This is a genomic window from Thalassospira permensis NBRC 106175, assembly GCF_000714555.1.
GTDB lineage: Bacteria > Pseudomonadota > Alphaproteobacteria > Rhodospirillales > Thalassospiraceae > Thalassospira > Thalassospira xiamenensis.
This window is the reverse complement of record NZ_AUNC01000012.1, coordinates 289,754-307,584: the sequence shown is the minus strand read 5'-3', so window position 1 is coordinate 307,584 and position 17,831 is coordinate 289,754. Positions and strand designations below refer to the sequence as shown.

General features: G+C 53.1%; 19 protein-coding genes and 1 tRNA gene. 6 read left to right on the top strand and 14 right to left on the bottom strand.

Annotation, left to right across the window (positions count from 1 at the left end):
- Positions 1 to 94: 94 nt before the first annotated feature.
- The 4 genes from dnaA to mutM all read right to left on the bottom strand — a co-directional run bounded on the left by dnaA (position 95) and on the right by mutM (position 4,288).
- A complete protein-coding gene (gene dnaA, locus SMB34_RS08620; protein WP_037989167.1) occupies positions 95 to 1,675 on the bottom strand; it encodes a chromosomal replication initiator protein DnaA in 1,581 nt (526 codons plus the stop codon).
- A 392-nt stretch (positions 1,676 to 2,067) separates the two neighbouring features.
- A complete protein-coding gene (rpsT, locus tag SMB34_RS08615) occupies positions 2,068 to 2,328 on the bottom strand; it encodes a 30S ribosomal protein S20 (RefSeq protein ID WP_007088335.1) in 261 nt (86 codons plus the stop codon).
- Between the two features lie 176 nt (positions 2,329 to 2,504).
- A complete protein-coding gene (locus SMB34_RS08610; protein ID WP_037989166.1) occupies positions 2,505 to 3,281 on the bottom strand; it encodes an enoyl-CoA hydratase in 777 nt (258 codons plus the stop codon).
- 167 nt (positions 3,282 to 3,448) lie between these two features.
- On the bottom strand, positions 3,449 to 4,288 hold the full coding sequence (mutM, locus tag SMB34_RS08605) for a bifunctional DNA-formamidopyrimidine glycosylase/DNA-(apurinic or apyrimidinic site) lyase (RefSeq protein WP_037989165.1): 840 nt from the start codon (positions 4,286 to 4,288) through the stop codon (positions 3,449 to 3,451).
- Positions 4,289 to 4,483: 195 nt separating this feature from the next.
- Between mutM and SMB34_RS08600 the strand changes: the two genes are divergently transcribed.
- The gene (locus SMB34_RS08600) at positions 4,484 to 5,287 is read left to right on the top strand and encodes a TSUP family transporter (protein WP_037989164.1); all 804 of its coding nucleotides are present in this window, start codon (positions 4,484 to 4,486) and stop codon (positions 5,285 to 5,287) included.
- Between the two features lie 80 nt (positions 5,288 to 5,367).
- Here the strand turns inward: SMB34_RS08600 and SMB34_RS08595 are convergent, their stop codons facing one another.
- The 8 genes from SMB34_RS08595 to aroA all read right to left on the bottom strand — a co-directional run bounded on the left by SMB34_RS08595 (position 5,368) and on the right by aroA (position 13,721).
- A complete protein-coding gene (locus tag SMB34_RS08595) occupies positions 5,368 to 6,576 on the bottom strand; it encodes an MFS transporter (protein WP_051682204.1) in 1,209 nt (402 codons plus the stop codon).
- 234 nt (positions 6,577 to 6,810) lie between these two features.
- A complete protein-coding gene (gene pyrF / locus SMB34_RS08590; protein WP_007088340.1) occupies positions 6,811 to 7,533 on the bottom strand; it encodes an orotidine-5'-phosphate decarboxylase in 723 nt (240 codons plus the stop codon).
- Positions 7,534 to 7,667: 134 nt separating this feature from the next.
- On the bottom strand, positions 7,668 to 7,982 hold the full coding sequence (locus tag SMB34_RS08585) for a LapA family protein (protein ID WP_007088341.1): 315 nt from the start codon (positions 7,980 to 7,982) through the stop codon (positions 7,668 to 7,670).
- 189 nt (positions 7,983 to 8,171) lie between these two features.
- The gene (ihfB, locus tag SMB34_RS08580; protein ID WP_007088342.1) at positions 8,172 to 8,447 is read right to left on the bottom strand and encodes an integration host factor subunit beta; all 276 of its coding nucleotides are present in this window, start codon (positions 8,445 to 8,447) and stop codon (positions 8,172 to 8,174) included.
- Between the two features lie 73 nt (positions 8,448 to 8,520).
- Positions 8,521 to 9,444, bottom strand: coding sequence for a signal peptide peptidase SppA (gene sppA / locus SMB34_RS08575; protein WP_037989163.1), 924 nt, complete (start codon positions 9,442 to 9,444; stop codon positions 8,521 to 8,523).
- A 253-nt stretch (positions 9,445 to 9,697) separates the two neighbouring features.
- On the bottom strand, positions 9,698 to 11,401 hold the full coding sequence (rpsA, locus tag SMB34_RS08570) for a 30S ribosomal protein S1 (protein WP_007088344.1): 1,704 nt from the start codon (positions 11,399 to 11,401) through the stop codon (positions 9,698 to 9,700).
- Positions 11,402 to 11,626: 225 nt separating this feature from the next.
- Positions 11,627 to 12,271 carry a (d)CMP kinase gene (cmk, locus tag SMB34_RS08565; protein WP_037989162.1) on the bottom strand — a complete coding sequence of 215 codons (645 nt, stop codon included), beginning with the start codon at positions 12,269 to 12,271 and terminating at the stop codon, positions 11,627 to 11,629.
- Positions 12,272 to 12,374: 103 nt separating this feature from the next.
- The gene (gene aroA, locus SMB34_RS08560; protein ID WP_037989161.1) at positions 12,375 to 13,721 is read right to left on the bottom strand and encodes a 3-phosphoshikimate 1-carboxyvinyltransferase; all 1,347 of its coding nucleotides are present in this window, start codon (positions 13,719 to 13,721) and stop codon (positions 12,375 to 12,377) included.
- Positions 13,722 to 14,066: 345 nt separating this feature from the next.
- Between aroA and SMB34_RS08555 the strand changes: the two genes are divergently transcribed.
- Both SMB34_RS08555 and SMB34_RS08550 read left to right on the top strand, forming a co-directional pair.
- The gene (locus SMB34_RS08555) at positions 14,067 to 14,372 is read left to right on the top strand and encodes an FYDLN acid domain-containing protein (RefSeq protein ID WP_007088347.1); all 306 of its coding nucleotides are present in this window, start codon (positions 14,067 to 14,069) and stop codon (positions 14,370 to 14,372) included.
- Between the two features lie 100 nt (positions 14,373 to 14,472).
- A tRNA-Ala gene (locus tag SMB34_RS08550) sits at positions 14,473 to 14,548 on the top strand.
- A 110-nt stretch (positions 14,549 to 14,658) separates the two neighbouring features.
- Here the strand turns inward: SMB34_RS08550 and SMB34_RS08545 are convergent.
- Positions 14,659 to 15,633 (bottom strand): class I SAM-dependent methyltransferase, encoded by a 975-nt coding sequence (locus SMB34_RS08545; protein WP_037989160.1) that lies wholly within the window; start codon positions 15,631 to 15,633, stop codon positions 14,659 to 14,661.
- 46 nt (positions 15,634 to 15,679) lie between these two features.
- A complete protein-coding gene (locus SMB34_RS08540; RefSeq protein ID WP_156962657.1) occupies positions 15,680 to 15,823 on the bottom strand; it encodes a hypothetical protein in 144 nt (47 codons plus the stop codon).
- A gap of 120 nt (positions 15,824 to 15,943) precedes the next feature.
- On the opposite strand from SMB34_RS08540, the gene SMB34_RS08535 reads away from it, so the two are divergent.
- From SMB34_RS08535 to SMB34_RS08525, 3 genes are all read left to right on the top strand, one after another.
- Positions 15,944 to 16,375 (top strand): YeeE/YedE family protein, encoded by a 432-nt coding sequence (locus SMB34_RS08535; protein WP_037989156.1) that lies wholly within the window; start codon positions 15,944 to 15,946, stop codon positions 16,373 to 16,375.
- A 4-nt stretch (positions 16,376 to 16,379) separates the two neighbouring features.
- Positions 16,380 to 16,829 carry a YeeE/YedE family protein gene (locus tag SMB34_RS08530; RefSeq protein WP_007088350.1) on the top strand — a complete coding sequence of 150 codons (450 nt, stop codon included), beginning with the start codon at positions 16,380 to 16,382 and terminating at the stop codon, positions 16,827 to 16,829.
- A gap of 206 nt (positions 16,830 to 17,035) precedes the next feature.
- A complete protein-coding gene (locus SMB34_RS08525) occupies positions 17,036 to 17,761 on the top strand; it encodes a glutamine amidotransferase-related protein (protein WP_037989154.1) in 726 nt (241 codons plus the stop codon).
- Positions 17,762 to 17,831 lie beyond the last annotated feature (70 nt).

The following is a 17,831-nucleotide window of genomic DNA, read 5'->3' as shown; positions in this document are numbered from 1 at the left end:
ATTTTCAGCCCGTCGATTACCGTAAATATCCGACAGGAATCAGAACGGGTCACCGCCCCTGGACCGTGACCCGTAGAGTATTTTCAAACTGCGATCAGCCTTCAAGCATACGGCGCAACAGGTCGATGTCTTCCGACAGCGACGGATCACTCACATGCAACTCTTCGATCTTGCGAACTGCATGCATGACGGTCGTATGGTCACGACCGCCAAATTTACGACCGATTTCCGGTAGGGAATGCGTCGTCAATTGTTTGGACAGATACATCGCAACCTGACGCGGACGGGCAACTGCCCGGGCGCGACGGGCGGAATGCATGTCCGACACCTTGATGTTGAAATGCTCGGCAACTTTTTTCTGAATTTCTTCAATTGAAACCCGGCGTTCGGATGCGCGCAGGACATCGTGCAGCACGTCCTGAACCATCTCGAGACTGATTTCACGACCGACCAGCTGCGCATGGGCGATCACGCGGTTAAGCGCACCTTCAAGCTCGCGCACGTTCGCGGTGATCTTGTGAGCCAGAAACTCCATCACACGCTGTGGCAGCTCTATGTTCTGACGCTCTGCCTTCGATTCGAGAATACCCAGACGCAGCTCATAGGTCGTAGCATGAATATCGGCAACAAGGCCCGAGCCAAGACGCGAACGCAGGCGTTCTTCGATATCTTCCAGATCGGATGGCGACTTGTCAGCAGACACGATGATCTGACGCCCCTGATCCACCAGCGCATTGAAGGTGTGGAAGAATTCTTCCTGGGTCGAGTCCTTGCCCGAAATGAACTGAACGTCATCAACCATCAGAACATCGACGGACCGGAACTGATCCTTGAAATCGACGGTGTTCTTGTCACGCAGGGCCCGGATGAAGCGGTACATGAATTTTTCGGCAGACAGGTAAATCACCGTGCGGTGCGGCTGCGTGCGGCGAATATGCCATGCAATCGCGTGCATCAGGTGGGTTTTACCAAGGCCAACGCCGCCGTAAAGGAACAGCGGGTTGAATGGCACCGATTCGGCCTCTGCCAAACGGCGTGCTGCCGCATAGGCGAATTCGTTCGGCTTTCCGATCACGAAATTGTCGAAAGTATATCGCGGATCAAGAGCCGCCGATATGCCGTCGTCGGACATGGTGCCAATTGCCTTGCGACCACCCGACACCAGCCCTTTTGCATTGCCCGCATAGGACAGGCCGGAACCTTCGGCACCAGTCACTTCGTTCGCAGCCTTATCCAGTCGCGCGACATCGTCAGAGATGCGTCCGCGTGCACTGCTATTGGCAGACTGGGCCACTGAATTAGAAGTTGCGGAAGAAGATGCGTTTTTTTGGCCGTTTCCATTTGCCGGTTGGACAACAACAATCTCGACAAAATGGATATTCTCATCCTCGGAATGCCAGAAGGACTGAATACGATCCAGATAGTGCTGGGTTACCCAGTCACGCATCGCACGCGTTGGCGCACCAAGACGTGCGACTCCCGCTTCGACGGCGATCAATGCGACGGGATCAAGCCAATAACGATAGGCAGTCGCGCCAAACTCCGAACGAAGCTTTTCGCGGACAACCTGCCATGTCGCTTTCGCGTGATCGTCTAGTGCCGCCTGCTGGTCACCCGGAATCCCCCCGTTGGACTCCCCGAGTGCCGATTGCGTTCCCCTAACGGCGTGCTGCACTGTTAGAACCTTTCCCCGCTTAATCAATCTTCACTACCAAACAAAACGCGAAAGACAAAAAAGTACTCTCCCGCGTTGATCACGATCATGATCAACACGCCTGTCTTCCACCAAGTCTTGGAAGCGTACTCGCGCCTTTTGTTTTTTGGTTCTTCGTCTTTCGCCGCGTTGCGCGGCCAGCGAAGTCAAAACACTGTACTGATGCGATCCACATCAGGCAAGGCGATCTTTAACAGAACGTTAAAAGGATTTCGGCACCAAAACAGTCCTTTGTTTGTGCGGTTTTTTGCGATGCCGCAACCAAGGAACAAAAGGTGATTCGACGAAATCCGGGCAGCGAAAAGGCCGTGCTACAAGCACGGCCTTCGACTCGCCATCCCGTAAGGGATAAATTAGAGCGCTTTGACGCGAGCGGTCAGACGCGAGACCTTGCGAGCGACGGTGTTCTTATGCAGAACGCCGAGCTGCGCGCCACGTGCCATTTCCGGCTCTGCAATTTTCAGCGCAGCCAAAGCAGCATCTTTGTCGCCAACGTTCAGCGCAGCCTCGACCTTCTTAACGAAGGTACGAATGCGACCGATGCGTGCACCATTAACTTCTGCACGTGCGGCGTTGCGGCGAATGCGCTTCTTGGCCGATTTATGGTGAGCCATTGCGAACCTGTCTCTTAAAACAAATGTTACGTAATTCGGAGCGCGGCTTATAGCTCCGTCGGAAACCCTCGTCAACCCCCGATACCTTCAATCCCGGTGAATTTCCGCGGTTTACGACTCTTGACTGCTACCGGGCAGCAATACATCGCCGGTACCGGGGCAATAAGCCATCAGATTCAACGATGCTTGAAGTCCGGTTTTCTCTTTTCAGAAAAGGCTTTCATGCCTTCTGCACGGTCATCAAGGGCAAAGGTCGAATGGAATTCGCGACGTTCAAACATCAGCCCTTCCGTCAGGGTCATTTCATAGGACTTGCTGACACTTTCTTTCACCTTCATCGAAACCGGGCCAGAGAAAGAAGCGATTTTATCGGCCAGTTTCATGGCTTCTTCCAAAAGCGAGTCGGCCGGGACGACTCGCGCAACGAGTCCCGAACGTTCAGCTTCCTCTGCATCCATCATCCGACCGGTAAGACACATTTCCATTGCCTTGGATTTGCCAATGGCGCGAGTAAGGCGTTGGGTCCCACCCGCACCGGGGATGGTTCCGATGGTGATTTCGGGCTGGCCAAACTTTGCGGTGTCAGCCGCAAGAATGATGTCGCACATCATCGCAAGCTCACAACCGCCGCCAAGCGCAAAGCCCGCTACGGCGGCAATAACCGGCTTTCGGCAGCTTGCCACCCGCGTCCAGCCCTTGGTGATGAAGTCGTTCTTATAAACATCCATGTAATCGTAATCGGCCATTTCCTTGATGTCGGCACCGGCGGCAAAGGCCCGTTCCGATCCGGTAATGACGATGGCGCGAATGTTTTCATCATTTTCGAACTGATCAAGCGCTTCACCGATATCGGTAATCAGTGCCGCACAAAGTGCGTTCAGCGCCTGCGGGCGGTTAAGGGTAATCAGACCGACATTACCCTTAACCTCGGCAATGATGTTCTCGTAAGACATTCTGCTAATCCTTTGTCGGAGAATCGCGCCCACATTCAAAAGCAGGCCGATTCGGTCGAAACCATATTTTGATACTGTTTTACCGATTTTATTTGCTGGCCGCAACCAAACCGGCAGGATCAAATGATAACCAGGCTGGTTTCCCGGTTCACATGCGGGTCAGGGATTTATTTCTGACATGTCGGGCAGAAGAAGGTTGATCGCCCTGCCTGTACGATTCGCCCGACGGTGCTGCCGCAACCATCGGCAAAGCAACCCTCACCCTCTCGGCCATAGACGCGGAAGCTGTGCTGAAAATAGCCAAGCTCGCCATTGGCCTGACGATGATCTTTCAGGCTCGATCCTCCGGCGACAATCGCGTCCTCAAGAACCAACCGGATTTCACGGTAAAGACGTTCAATCTCGTCCGGTTTCAAATCCTTGGCCAAACGGTCCGGCGCGATGCCCGATCTGAACAATGCTTCGCATACATATATATTACCAAGTCCCGCAACCAATCGCTGATCAAGCAGCACCGTTTTGATCGGACTTGCGCGCTTGGCTATTCCCGCCGCCAGAACGGTCGCATTAAAACTGTTGCCCAATGGTTCCGGCCCAATATCGACAAGCATCTTGTGGGTGTTAACCTCGTCCGCAGCAATCAGGGTGATGACACCGAACCGCCGCGGATCGGTAAACCGGACAACCGCTCCACTCTGCATGACAAAATCGACGTGATCGTGCTTTGCAGGGGCTGGAACCCGCACCAAGGGATCATCAAAAATCGTCATCCGGCCCGACATTCCAAGATGGACCAACAGAACCTGCCCGTCATCCAGATAGCCCAGGATATATTTTGCCCGACGCGTCAGCTGATTGATCCGGCGCCCCGCCATGCGTCCCACAAAATTTTCCGGAAATGGAAAACGCAGGTTTGGACGGCGTTGCACAACGTGATCAACCACGAAACCTTCCATCACCGGCGTCAGACCGCGTGTCACCGTTTCGACTTCAGGCAATTCAGGCATTGGAAAACTCACAAAATGAATGGGTCAAACATATCTAGAACCCGGCCCGGTGATTGGCAAGCCAGCACACCAAACAACATTGTCGCCATTACAAAGTAACAATGGACGATGACCGCCAAGTACATATGATTGCGCCGTTTATTGCCACTCGGCCCGTCTGCCCCACCTTACGTGCCATCCACAGGATTTCAGTCAATGGAATTTGGCGTTGATCTTTTACTGATACTTTTTGCTGTCGCAGCCTTCGCCGGCATGGTTGATTCAATAGCCGGAGGCGGTGGATTGATTACCATCCCGGCCCTGCTCTGGGCGGGTATTACCCCGGCACAGGCTTTGGCAACCAACAAGCTGCAGGGCAGCTTTGGCAGCCTGACATCTTCAATCAACTTTATCCGTAAGGGTTATGTTGATCCGCGCGATATGGTACTGGCGATTGTCCTGACATTTGCCGGATCAGCACTTGGCACCGTGCTGGTACAGATGCTTGATGCCAGCATCCTGCTTAAAATCCTTCCGGCCCTGTTGATCCTGATTGCGCTTTATTTCCTTTTCTCGCCGCGCGTTGGTGACATTGACGCCCATCAGATCATCAGCAAGTCCGTATTTGCCTTTACGGCTGGATTTGGCATCGGCTTTTACGACGGCTTTTTCGGACCGGGTACCGGATCATTCTTTTCCATCGCTTTTGTCGCCTTGCTTGGCTTCAACATGACAAAGGCAACTGCTCATACCAAGGTTCTGAACTTCACATCAAATTTCGCGTCACTGGTCATGTTCATTGCCGGTGGCGAAGTCGTCTGGATCATCGGGGCGGTTATGGCCGTCGGCTCTTTGATCGGTGCCCAGATCGGATCCCATATGGTGATGAAGGTCGGTGCACGGCTCGTACGCCCGCTTCTGGTTGTCACCTCTATCGCGATTTCGATCAAATTGATCATCGACCAGTACGGCAGCACCATCAGCCGGTATTGGGATCAGATGCAGGTTTGGACCGGATAAGGTTCTACATAGCTTATTTCCGATGCGACAAAGCCCGTCGAATGGTTTCCGGCGGGCTTTGCATTTGGTTCCGAAATCCGTCAGGCGCTGGCTGCGGTTTCGATAAATGCCTCGTCTCGGCGATCAATCAGGTGGCTCCAGACTGCAAACACTAAGGCAATCAACGCAATCCCGGCACCAAGCCACGGGATATCCTGATAGGAAACGCCCTGTGTAATCGCGATACCACCAAACCAGGCACCAGATGCATTACCAAGATTGAAGGCCCCCTGATTAAGGGTCGATGCAAGATTGGGCGCCTCCGTGGCTTCGTTAACCACCCGCATCTGAAGCGGCGAAACCAGCGCGAAGGAAACCACACCCCAGACAAAAACCGTTGCCACGGCCGGGATCACATTGGTGATGGTTTCAGCAAATACGGCAAGTATCGCAATCAGGAGAACAAACGTCGCAATGATTGCGGGCATCAGGCGCCAATCCCCCAGACGGCCACCGATATAGTTGCCTATCGTCAAACCGGCACCGAACAGCAACAGAACATAGGTTACCTGCCGTGCCGAAATGCCGGTGATGTTCTGCAACATCGGGGTGATATAGGTAAACACGCTGAACATGCTGGCCGAAGCCAGAACACTGATCGCCATGGCAAAGATAACCTGGGTTTTCGCCAGAGCCCGGGCTTCGGCAATCAAGCTACCGCCCGATGCGGCGATTTTACGCGGCAAACAGAAATAAAGTGCCACAGCCGCAAAAACCCCGATCCCGACAACCGCCCAGAAAGTCGAACGCCAACCAAGTTCCTGACCAAGTGCCGTGCCAAACGGGACACCAAGAACATTCGCCAATGTCAGACCGGAAAACATCAAGGCAATGGCCTGTACCCGTTTATGTGGCGCAACAAGATTTGCCGCAACAACAGCCCCCAGACCAAAGAATGCCCCATGGCAGAATGCGGTCACAACACGGGCCGCCATCAAAAGCCAGTAGTCCGGTGCCATCGCACACAGGAAATTGCCGAAAATGAAAATTGCCATCAGCATCAGCAAGGCATGACGACGATCCATTTTTGACGTCGCAATCGCCAGAAACGGCGCGCCAAACGTAACACCCAACGCATAACCGGTAACCAGCAACCCGGCATCGGGAATACTTACACCAAGATCTGTCGCCACATCCGGCAACAATCCCATGATAACAAATTCGGTCGTGCCGATCCCGAAGGATGCGAGCGCAAGAGCAAGGATCGGAAGGTTTCCAAAGAAACCATTACGGGCAGCAGCAGTTATCATGATCAGGATGTCCAGGGGTGCATCGCACCAATGCGGGATAATGTCGGGCGACAAGTTTCGGACGTGTTTGCGAAGCGCTTTAATCAGCCGAAAGCTTGAAACGATTCAATTCTGCGTGCAGTGCACAAATTTCACCATCGCGAAATTGGCATAAAAACTATGCAGTTACGTCACAACTGAAACAGGCCCGGTTGAACACCGGACCTGCGTGAATTACAAAATGGATAAATCGGATCAGGAAAGTTCTGCAACAATGCGTTTTGCGGCCACAACCGGGTCATCAGCTTTGGTAATCGGTCTACCAATCACCATCACATCCGTTCCCATCGCCATGGCATCGTGCGGCGTGACAATGCGTTTCTGATCATCGGTACTTGCCCAGGTTGGCCGAATGCCCGGTGTGATCAATTTGAAATCAGGTCCACAAGCCGCACGTGCCGCTGTAATTTCCTGTGCGGAACAAACAACCCCGTCCAGACCGGCCTTCTGGGTCAATTCGGCAAGTTTGACAACACGATCACTGATCGGTCCCCTCAGACCAACATCATCGAGGTCAGCCTGATCCAGACTGGTCAGGATCGTTACCGCGATAACCCACGGCGCGTTTACACCGGCTTTGTCGGCGGCTTCACGTGCGGCTTCACCAGCACGTTTCATCATCTCAAGGCCGCCCGTGGCATGAACATTCACGATCCTGAGGCCAAGCGGCGTTACCGCACGCACTGCACCAGCAACAGTATTGGGAATGTCGTGATATTTGACATCCAGAAAAATCGGCAGCCCGGCTTTTGCGACTTCACGCACGCCCTGCGGGCCGTGGGCCGCAAAGAACTCCTTGCCAAGCTTCGCCCCACCAATCACCCCGCCCAAACGAGAAGCCAGATCAACTGCATGCGCAAGATCAGTGGTGTCGATGGCGCAAAAAATACGGTCTTGGGGGGCTATAACTTGGGTCATGGGTCCTCCGGCGGGCTGGAATTTCATGATTGGCCCACGAAGTTGCAGCGGACCGGGCATGACTTAGCCGATTTGAACCGAAATACCAACCCGAATTAGGCACAATATTGGTCCGCGCGTCGCAGTCTTTCCTGTCAGGACGCTTTCTGCTGGCTGATCGCCTTGTTGTCATTTGGCGTGTCGTTGCCGGTTTCTTCCGGGCGCAATCGACGCAATTCTGTATCCATGCGCTTGACCGCACGACGATGCTTGCCATGCACCAGCCATTCATATGTCAACCCGATACCAAGCCCGATCAGCAGTGCGACCATGATCGGCAGGAAAAGCGGCATATCGACTTCATAGGGCAACGGCCACAACGACAATGTCACCAACGCCCGGTTCGACACGGCAAAAATCGCAATCAGGATCGCAAGCGGAATGGAAATGATCCAATAGAGAATGCGCATTTTAACTCCTGGTGCCGACGGGCAAAAAGGCATGGTGTCATAGCCCACACATCAGACAAGCCAAAGCATGGACCCGATATGGTCAAACGGAAATATTTTCAAATGACTTTACAGCCACCGTGAAAACCCGGCAGGCTTGGTTTAACGCAGTTCGCATACGAACAGCAAGCCGCTCAAAACGGTAAACTGTCAGTTAAGACGCTCGCGCAGCTGCTTACCGGTTTTGAAATAAGGAACCTTTTTCTCGCCCACAGGCACAGCCTCACCGGTACGCGGATTGCGTCCGACCCGGGAATCACGCTGTTTCACGGAAAATGCGCCGAAGCCGCGCAGCTCAACCCGATCCCCGCGTGCCAGCGCCTCGGTAATTTCGTCAAAGATCGTCGCCACGATCCGTTCCACATCGCGCTGATACAGATGCGGGTTCATCTCGGCCAGCCGGGCGATCAGTTCTGATTTTGTCATATTCAGGCCCCATCCTGTTCGTTCTGACAGATATCCAATCAACCAAAGGTTAGATTACGTCACGTCGGCGCTTTCACTCAGGTTGCCAGACAGTCAGCAACCCGTCAAGTTTAAGCCCCTCAGATGACAGCATTTTTCCGATATTTCCCTCGAATAACACCGTCATGAGGGAGTCATCCGGATAATCGATTTCAAGCGGCACAACTGCCACATCGGGTGCAACACCCTTTTCATCCTGCAGCCAACGCAAAGCTTCGCGTCGACCACCAATTTCGTCAATCAGACCGTTCGCAACGGCCTGCTGACCGGTATAAACCCGGCCATCGGCCAATTTCCGTACGGTATCGGTATCCATGCCGCGTCGTTCAGCGACCATGTCGACAAACACGCCAAACATGTCTGAAATCAGGCTTTCCATAGCCGTTCGCGCACCATCGTCCACCGGCTCGAACGGATTTGGCACGGCTTTCAGGGGGCCGCTTTTAACCGTTAGCGGCTCGACACCAAGCTTTTCCAGCGTGCCGTTGAAATTCATCGACTGGAAAATCACACCAATCGATCCCGTCACCGTCCCGCGATGGGCGACAATATGATCGGCGGCAATGGCGGCCATATAACCACCCGATGCGGCCACGGTTCCCATTTCAGCAACGATCGGTCGGGTTTCACCAATCCGGCGCAGGCTTTCAAACAGCGCCTCGCCACCGACCATAGTGCCACCGGGGCTGTTGATATGCAAAATTACACCTGCGACATCGCTGTCTTCTTCAATCTCCTCCAGCGCATCCAGAAGATAGGGATCTTCTGTAATCACCCCTTCGATGTTTACCTCGACAATGCGCGGACCAATATTGCCCCATACGGCGTCACTTACGCCGCTACGTGCAAAGGCGATCACGATGGCAATGATGACGGCAACGACCGCCAGGACCCGCCAGCGGAAAATCGATTTTTTCAAACGTCGACGATCAAGAAGGATATCGGCATCAAGTGCCATTTAATGTGCCCCGGTATTCAGTATGAACTAACAGCTTCAAAAACCTGCCTTTTCAAATGGTTTTTCTTCATTCGCTTGGCAAGGACAAAAACTGTTTGAAACCAAAATTCTCGCTAAAAAATGACACGGCGACGGCAAAGTCGCGTCCAAACGGGGAATTTTGAACAAAAGCGATAAAAAAACGGGCCGTGCAATGCACGACCCGTCTTCATGATCTGCCATGACAGACCCTGTTCGATCAGGAACAGATGCCTTATTCGGCACCTTCCTGTTTCTTGCGAAGTGCTTCGCCAAGGATATCACCAAGCGATGCACCGCTGTCAGCCGAACCATAATCCGCCATGGCTTTCTTCTCGTCTGCAACTTCAAGAGCTTTGACCGAGAGGGTAACCTTGCGGGTTTTGGCGTCGATCGTGGTCACACGCGCATCGACTTTCTCGCCAACTGCGAAACGTTCCGGACGCTGGTCCGAACGGTCACGTGCGAGTTCAGCCTTGCGGATGAAGCCTTTAAGATCGGTGCCACCAACAGCAACCTCGATACCACCATCGTTAACTTCGGTGATTTCACAGGTTACGGTTTCGCCGCGTTTGATGCCGGTAACGGCTTCTTTGAACGGGTCACCCGAAAGCTGTTTGATACCAAGCGAGATGCGTTCTTTCTCGACGTCAACGTCAAGAACCTTGGCTTTGACGATGTCACCTTTTTTGTATTCTTTGATGACTTCTTCACCAGCACGGTCCCATGACAGGTCCGAGAGGTGCGCCATACCGTCGATACCGCCCAGAAGGCCAATGAAAAGACCGAATTCGGTGATGTTCTTGACTTCGCCTTCGATCTCGGACTCGACCGGATGAGCGGCCAGGAAGGCATCCCACGGGTTCGAGGTGCACTGCTTGAGACCAAGCGAAATACGGCGTTTCTGTGCATCGACGTCGAGCACCATGACTTCGACTTCCTGCGAGGTCGAAACGATTTTGCCCGGGTGGATGTTTTTCTTGGTCCAGGACATTTCGGAAACGTGGACCAGACCTTCGACACCAGCTTCGAGTTCGACGAATGCGCCGTAATCGGTGATGTTGGTGACACGGCCTTCGAATTTCGAACCGACCGGGTATTTGGCTTCGACACCTTCCCACGGATCAGCTTCAAGCTGTTTCATGCCAAGCGAGATACGCTGGGTTTCGCTGTTGAAGCGGATAACCTGGACCTTGACGGTCTGGCCGATCTGAAGGGCTTCAGACGGATGGTTGATACGCTTCCATGCGATGTCGGTGACGTGCAGCAGGCCGTCAACACCGCCGAGATCGACGAATGCGCCGTAATCGGTGATGTTTTTGACAACGCCGTCAAGAACCTGACCTTCCTGGAGGTTCTGGATCAGTTCGGCGCGCTGTTCAGCACGGGTTTCTTCGAGAACGGCACGACGCGAAACCACGATGTTACCGCGCGAACGATCCATTTTCAGGATCTGGAACGGCTGCGGATTGTTCATCAGCGGGGTAACGTCGCGAACCGGACGGATGTCAACCTGGCTGCCCGGCAGGAATGCCACGGCGCCCGACAGGTCGACAGTGAAGCCGCCTTTAACACGACCAAAGATGGTACCGTCGACGCGTTTGCCTTCGTTGAACTGTTTTTCCAGCTCGACCCAGGCTTCTTCGCGACGCGCTTTTTCGCGCGACAGAACGATCAGGCCATCTTTGTTTTCATAGCGATCGACATAAACATCAACGGTATCGCCGATATTAACGTCGCCTGCGCCAAATTCTTTAAGCGGCACGCGGCCTTCGGACTTCAGCCCCACGTCGACGATTGCATCGTCGTCGGTGGTTTTGACGACCGTACCGGTCATCACGCGGCCAATAAAGCCCTCGTCTTCAGAACCGAGGCTTTCGGCCAGCAGGGCGGCGAAATCTTCGCCGGTGGAGAATTGTGCTTGTTCAGCGGTTGTCATTAAAGAGACTTCCTTTCGAGTGTATCGTCACTATTCCGGCCAATCGGTTGTATCCGATGGTCTTGCCACAAAATCGTGGCGGGTTTTTGCCAATCGATGTCCCGATCCCGTTCGCGAAAAACCAAACGGTTTTCCATAGACGAAAAGGTGAACGCACATGTCGTTCACCTTAGGGTAACAACCCCTGAGATCGTTCTGTCGCTTGACGGTTAAAACGCCCGTGTGTCAGTCATTCTCGCCCATATGGGTCCGAATATGCGCCATGACTGCATTAAACACCGCATCAGCATTCAGACGATCCGTATCGATGTGGATTGCGTCCGATGCCATCTTGAGCGGCGCAACGTCCCGCGCACTGTCTCGAGCATCCCGTTCTTCAAGCTCCTTGAGAACGCGCTCGTATATAGCAGCGGGATTTTTTTCCTGCAACTGTTTGAACCGACGGTTTGCACGTTCTTCGACACTGGCCGTCAAATAGAACTTGATCAGGGCATCCGGACAGACAACCGTGCCAATGTCACGACCATCAAGAACAGCACCACGTTTGCCATCAGGCGGGCTGCTGGCAAGGTTGCGCTGAAAAGCTAGCAATACCGCACGAACCTTTGGAATCGCTGCAACTTTTGACGCGGCACTTCCAACTTCTTCGCTACGAAGCTCTTCACCCTCAAGATCGTCGGCACCAAGTTTTTCTGCCACCCCGACCGCTGCATCCTCGTTCGAAGGATCAAGCCCAAGCGCCAAAACCTTTGCGCCCGTTGCCCGGTATAAAAGTCCGGTATCAAGGTAGGCATAGTCCATTGCTGCAGCGACTCGACGCGCCAAAGTACCTTTTCCCGATGCTGCCGGTCCGTCAATTGCGATGATCATGCGCGGGTGCCCCTGTTTGTTTTGATGTCACTTAATACTTGTGTGCCAATAACGGCATTACGAGCCCCGGTATGTGAATAGAGAAGCCCGCCCGCGAAACAGATTACGAACCAGCCGGGGCAAGGTTGGCCCCAAGTTCGCGCATCAGCGCTTCGAAACTCGGAAAACTGGTCGCAATCGGGTTGGCATCATCAACCGCAACCGGATCATTCGCGCCCAGTCCAAGAACAAGGAACGACATGGCAATGCGATGATCAAGGTGGGTCTCAACCATGCCGCCACCCGGCACATCGCCACCCGTAACAATAAGGTCGTCACCTTCGATACGATGAATGATCCCGTTTGCTGCCAGACCCGCGGCCACAGCGGCAAGACGATCCGATTCTTTAACCCGCAATTCTTCAAGTCCGCACATTCGGGTTTCACCCTGCGCATAAGCAGCAGCAACAGCCAGCACCGGATATTCGTCAATCATTGATGGCGCACGTTCTGCTGGCACAACAATACCGGTCAGGCGGTTTTTACCACTAACAACAAGATCACCGATGGTTTCACCGGCTTCTTCACGTTCGTTGGTGATCGTGATGTCACCGCCCATTTCAATAAGCGTCGTGATCAGGCCGGTCCGCAACGGGTTTAAACAGACATCACGGATGGTAACCTGTGATTCCGGATTGATCAAAGCCGCCACCAGCGGGAATGCCGCCGAGCTCGGATCTGTGGGAACCACAATATCAGCCGCCTTCATTTCAACCGGGCCGGTCAGGCTGACCGTGCGGCCGCCATCGTCATTGATGCTGACATCAACATCGACACCGAAATGACGCAACATGCGTTCGGTATGATCACGCGATGGTTTCGGTTCGATCACTGTGGTCGTTCCGGCGGTATTCAAACCGGCAAGCAACACGGCTGATTTTACCTGCGCGGATGCCATCGGCAGCGTATACGTCACCGGTTTTGCTTCATCGGTTCCAATGACGGCCATCGGCGGGCGACCACGTTCACGCGTGATGAATTGCGCACCGAATTCAGCAAGCGGGTCGGCAACACGCCCCATTGGACGTTTGCAAAGCGACGCATCACCGGTAAAGAAAGTGGTGATCGGATGGGTCGCAACAATCCCGGCCATCAGGCGAATACCGGTTCCCGCATTGCCCATGTCAATGACGCTATCAGGTTCCCGCAAGGCGCCAACCCCGACACCAGTCACATGCCAGGTCCCGTCATTATCGCGATTAACGGTCGCGCCAAGCTTGCGCATGGCTTCTGCGGTTGCCAGTACATCTTCACCTTCGAGCAGGCCGGTAATTTTCGTCTCACCAATGGCAAGGCCGCCAAACATCAGGGAACGATGGGAAATTGATTTGTCGCCGGGAACCCGGATATCGCCTTTAAGCGCACGGGAATTCAGCGATTGAAGCGGACGCTTGGTCTGCGAAGAGCTCATCGGGCCTGCCTGTCTATTCTTGTTGTGACCATCAAATAATCGTTTTCCGGCCATTGAACCGTACCTTGATGCCGCCGCAAGTCCAGGCGCAAATGGTACGTTCGATTGCCGGGGGGCAAACTCGTATCATATGCGCTTCTGACGCACCAGTATCGAAGCCAAATTTTGCTTGAAGCTTATGGCGGCGCGTAGCGCAGAATCCCGCCTTTTTGAGGCTTGGAATAAAATCGGACAATTTCCTTTTGACAAGCCCGCCCCAAGATGGCAATTGGGCCAACTAGAAGAAGGTGAATTCGGCCTTCAACCCATTCTTTGATGAAACGGTATTTAAGAGGGTTTGCCGTAATGTCAGCACGCGGTAAGAAACGTCACTGCCAAGCCTGCGGTACCAAATACTATGATTTGAATCGTACGCCGGTCGTGTGCCCCAAATGCGCAACCCCGGACGGGGTGACCAAAATCAAGAAAGCCGCGGTTGCAAAGCCGAAGCCGGAAGAAGACGAAGATCTTGATGATGACGTCGATCTCGATGACGACGTCGACACCGATATTGATGACGATATCCTTGAGGATGCGTCTGATCTTGGTGAAGATGACGATGATCTTGGCGAAGTTCTCGAACATGTCGAAAGCGACGAAGACGACCGCTAGGATTTTTTAAAAATAGGTCTTGCCAAGATTTGGTGAACCTTCTAAATATCGCCCGCGCCGCAACGGAAACACTCAAAATCGTTGCGACGCGGACTAAAATGGGGCCGTAGCTCAGTTGGGAGAGCGCTACAATGGCATTGTAGAGGTCGTCAGTTCGATCCTGATCGGCTCCACCATCAAAACCCGTCGCCTAAAGCGACGGGTTTTGTCGTTTCAGTATTCTTTTCCCAAATGAAAAGGCCGTCCAAAGGACGACCTTCAAAAGCGTCTGGATGCAAAATACTGCTTAGTGCACGGTGCGATCGATTGAACGCTCCGGATCGGGAAGATGTCCAAAACCATCAAGCAATTCGGCGATACCATCTCCTGCACGAACCACCATAATACGGCCTGAAACAGGGCTCCCCTTTTCCTGTCGCAAAATTCCAATCACATCGGCAATGACTTTGAACTGGCAATCTTTCAACCAGTCATGAATTGCCTGTTCATGATGGCGGAACCTTTGCCCCGGCCCAAGATCGAACGGGAATGTGTCGCCATGTTCAAGTGAGAAAACCATCAATCCACCTGGTACAAGCCGCTCGTGGGAAGCCCGCAACGCCGGGACAAGATCGCCCAGATAATTCAGAACATCAGCAGCAACCACCAAGCCATAGTCGCGATCAAGCGCATCAGGCAAATCCGTGATGTCCGCGGCAATCAGATTTCGATAAAGACCCTTTGCCTTTGCCCGGTTAATCATGCGCGGCGATAGATCGACACCGTCAATCACGTCAACATGGCCCGCAAAAACGTCAGCGACCAATCCTGTACCGCAACCAAGATCAAGAACCCGCAACGGGCGCAACAATTCCGGCAAGTATGGCCGGATGGCTTCAAAAAGAAGCTCCGGCCCACGATAGGCCAAGCGATCCCGCAACGAGATTTCAAAACGTGGTGCATAGTCGTCAAACAGGGCCCGAACATAATCAGGCGGCAAGCGATCGCGCATGGCAACCGCACCCAGCAAAGTCAGTCGAACTTCGGCTCCCATACGGTCAACCGGATCAAGAGCAAGGCACTGACGAAAAGCTTCGATCGCATTTTCGTGCTGTCCCATGCGTTCGAAAATATCGCCCAGCACAAAATGTGCTTCTTCCCAATCGGGATCAGCCGAAATTGCCGCCCGGGTCACATCGATTGCGGCCTCGGTATCATTCTGCCCGACAAGCGCCAGCGCGACATCAAGCCGCCGACTGGCCAACAAACGATCTTTGCTCATGTATATGAAGAAATCCGAAAAGGCTCCGGCCAAATGACCGGCAGCATCAAAACTCGATCATCGCTATATCAGCTGAATCCGCGCTTTTGGCAATATGGATAATATCATTTAAAATCAGATGTTTATCTAATTTTATCGCTTTTGCATGCTGCAAAATCATTTTATCTGGTCCCTCTGCATCAGAATTCACGACAAACTTCGCAGTTGATGAATAGTCTTGGATGATCCGGGCGATCACCAGAATAACTTGATTAAAACATAATGTATTAATATAAATATTTACCTCAACCTCTTGCTCCCGGGAAACAAGATGGAAAACTTTACGCCTTATTCCGCACTTCTGGGTGGTGCGCTGATCGGACTGGCTTCAGGCCTTTACCTTTTGCTCAATGGCCGCATTGCGGGCATCAGCGGCATCCTGGGAGGCCTACTTACCAGCAAAGGCCCGACATCGGGTCGCGTTGAAAAACTTGCCTTTATCTCTGGCATGATCATTGCTCCAATGATCCTGTTGGCCCTCACCCCGATCAATGCCCAAAGCATTGTAAGCGCTTCATGGCCGGTCATTATTGCAGCCGGCTTGATCGTCGGGTTTGGCACGAGACTTGGCAGTGGCTGCACCAGCGGACACGGAATTTGCGGCCTGTCGCGTCTGTCAGCACGATCAATGGTCGCTACCCTGTGTTTCATGGGCGCGGGCATGGCCAGTACCTTTGTCATTCGTCATGTTATCGGGGGCTAAATCAATGCGTATTCTTGCTTCTGCTTTCTGTGGCGCCCTGTTCGGCTTGGGCCTAATCATTTCGGGGATGACAGACCCCCAAAAGGTTCTTGGTTTCCTTGATATCGCAGCGATCCAGACCGGAAACTGGGACCCCAGCCTTGCGTTCGTCATGGCGGGTGCCCTTGTTATCGCATTCCCGATATTTCGCTTTGCCCAATCCCGCAGAACTGCCATTTGCGGCGGGACAATAGAACTTCCGAAACGACGCGACATTGACCGCAATCTGGTTATTGGCGGGCTATTGTTCGGCATTGGGTGGGGCATGGTTGGCTATTGCCCGGGTCCCGCGATTAGTGCGCTTGCCTTTGGGCATATCGAAACAATCATTTTTGTGATCGCGATGATCGCCGGAATGATCGTGCATAAACTGATGATGAACACATTGGATCAGGCCGCAATCGCGCAAAAATAGCGAAAACCTTAACCTTTATGGCAAGTGCGCCACGCAAACCAGCCATACGCCACAAATTGCCATTCGCAGGGAAATCAATCTGTTAGCATTCAAAATTTGTGGCGACTAGTCTGGAAAGCCTGAAATCTTGCTGCAACATGCTTGTCTTTGCAGCGACACTGGCATATGTGCAAAACAACATCACAGTATGATTTCAAAGGCCTCGCATGAAAATCGGCATTCTTGAAACCGGTCTTGTTCCGGAAGAACTTCGCGATGAATTCAAAAGCTATCCATCCATGTTCGAAACCATGCTTGGCGCATTGGATCCCGAGCTTGCCTTCCAGACCTGGACTGTACTTTTGGATCAATTCCCCGAAGACCTGAATGCCGTCGATGCCTGGATTGTGACCGGATCAAAGCATGGTGTTTATGAAAACGAACCCTGGATGATCCGTTTGCAGGAATTGCTTCGCGATATCGTCGCCGCACAAATTCCTGTTTTCGGGGTCTGCTTTGGTCACCAGATTCTGGCAGCCGCCCTTGGTGGCACGGTCGTCAAATCTGACAAAGGCTGGGGTATTGGTGTTCATGAATACACCACCAGCAAAACGGCCCCGATCTGGCTTGGAAATGCGCCGGCCAAGTTCAAGCTGAACGCATTCCATCAGGATCAGGTTATAGAATTGCCCGAAGGCGCAAATGTTTGGGCAAGCTCCGAATTCTGCCCCTATGCCGCTATTCAATACGGCGAAACCGCTGCTTCGATCCAGCCGCATCCGGAATTCCAGCGCCCCTATGAAGAAGCATTGCTGAAGGCACGATACACATTGTTGCCCGAAGACGTACATTCAAAGGCAACCAAGTCACTTGACGAAACGCTTGATAGCCAACTGTTTGCCAAATGGATGCTCAATTTCCTGCGGGGTAATCGGGCGGTTAAAGCCGCCTGACCCAGGATCGGGAAGGCATTATACCCTTATAACGGACCGCTGCATTTCGATGGCGGTCCGTTTTGCGTTT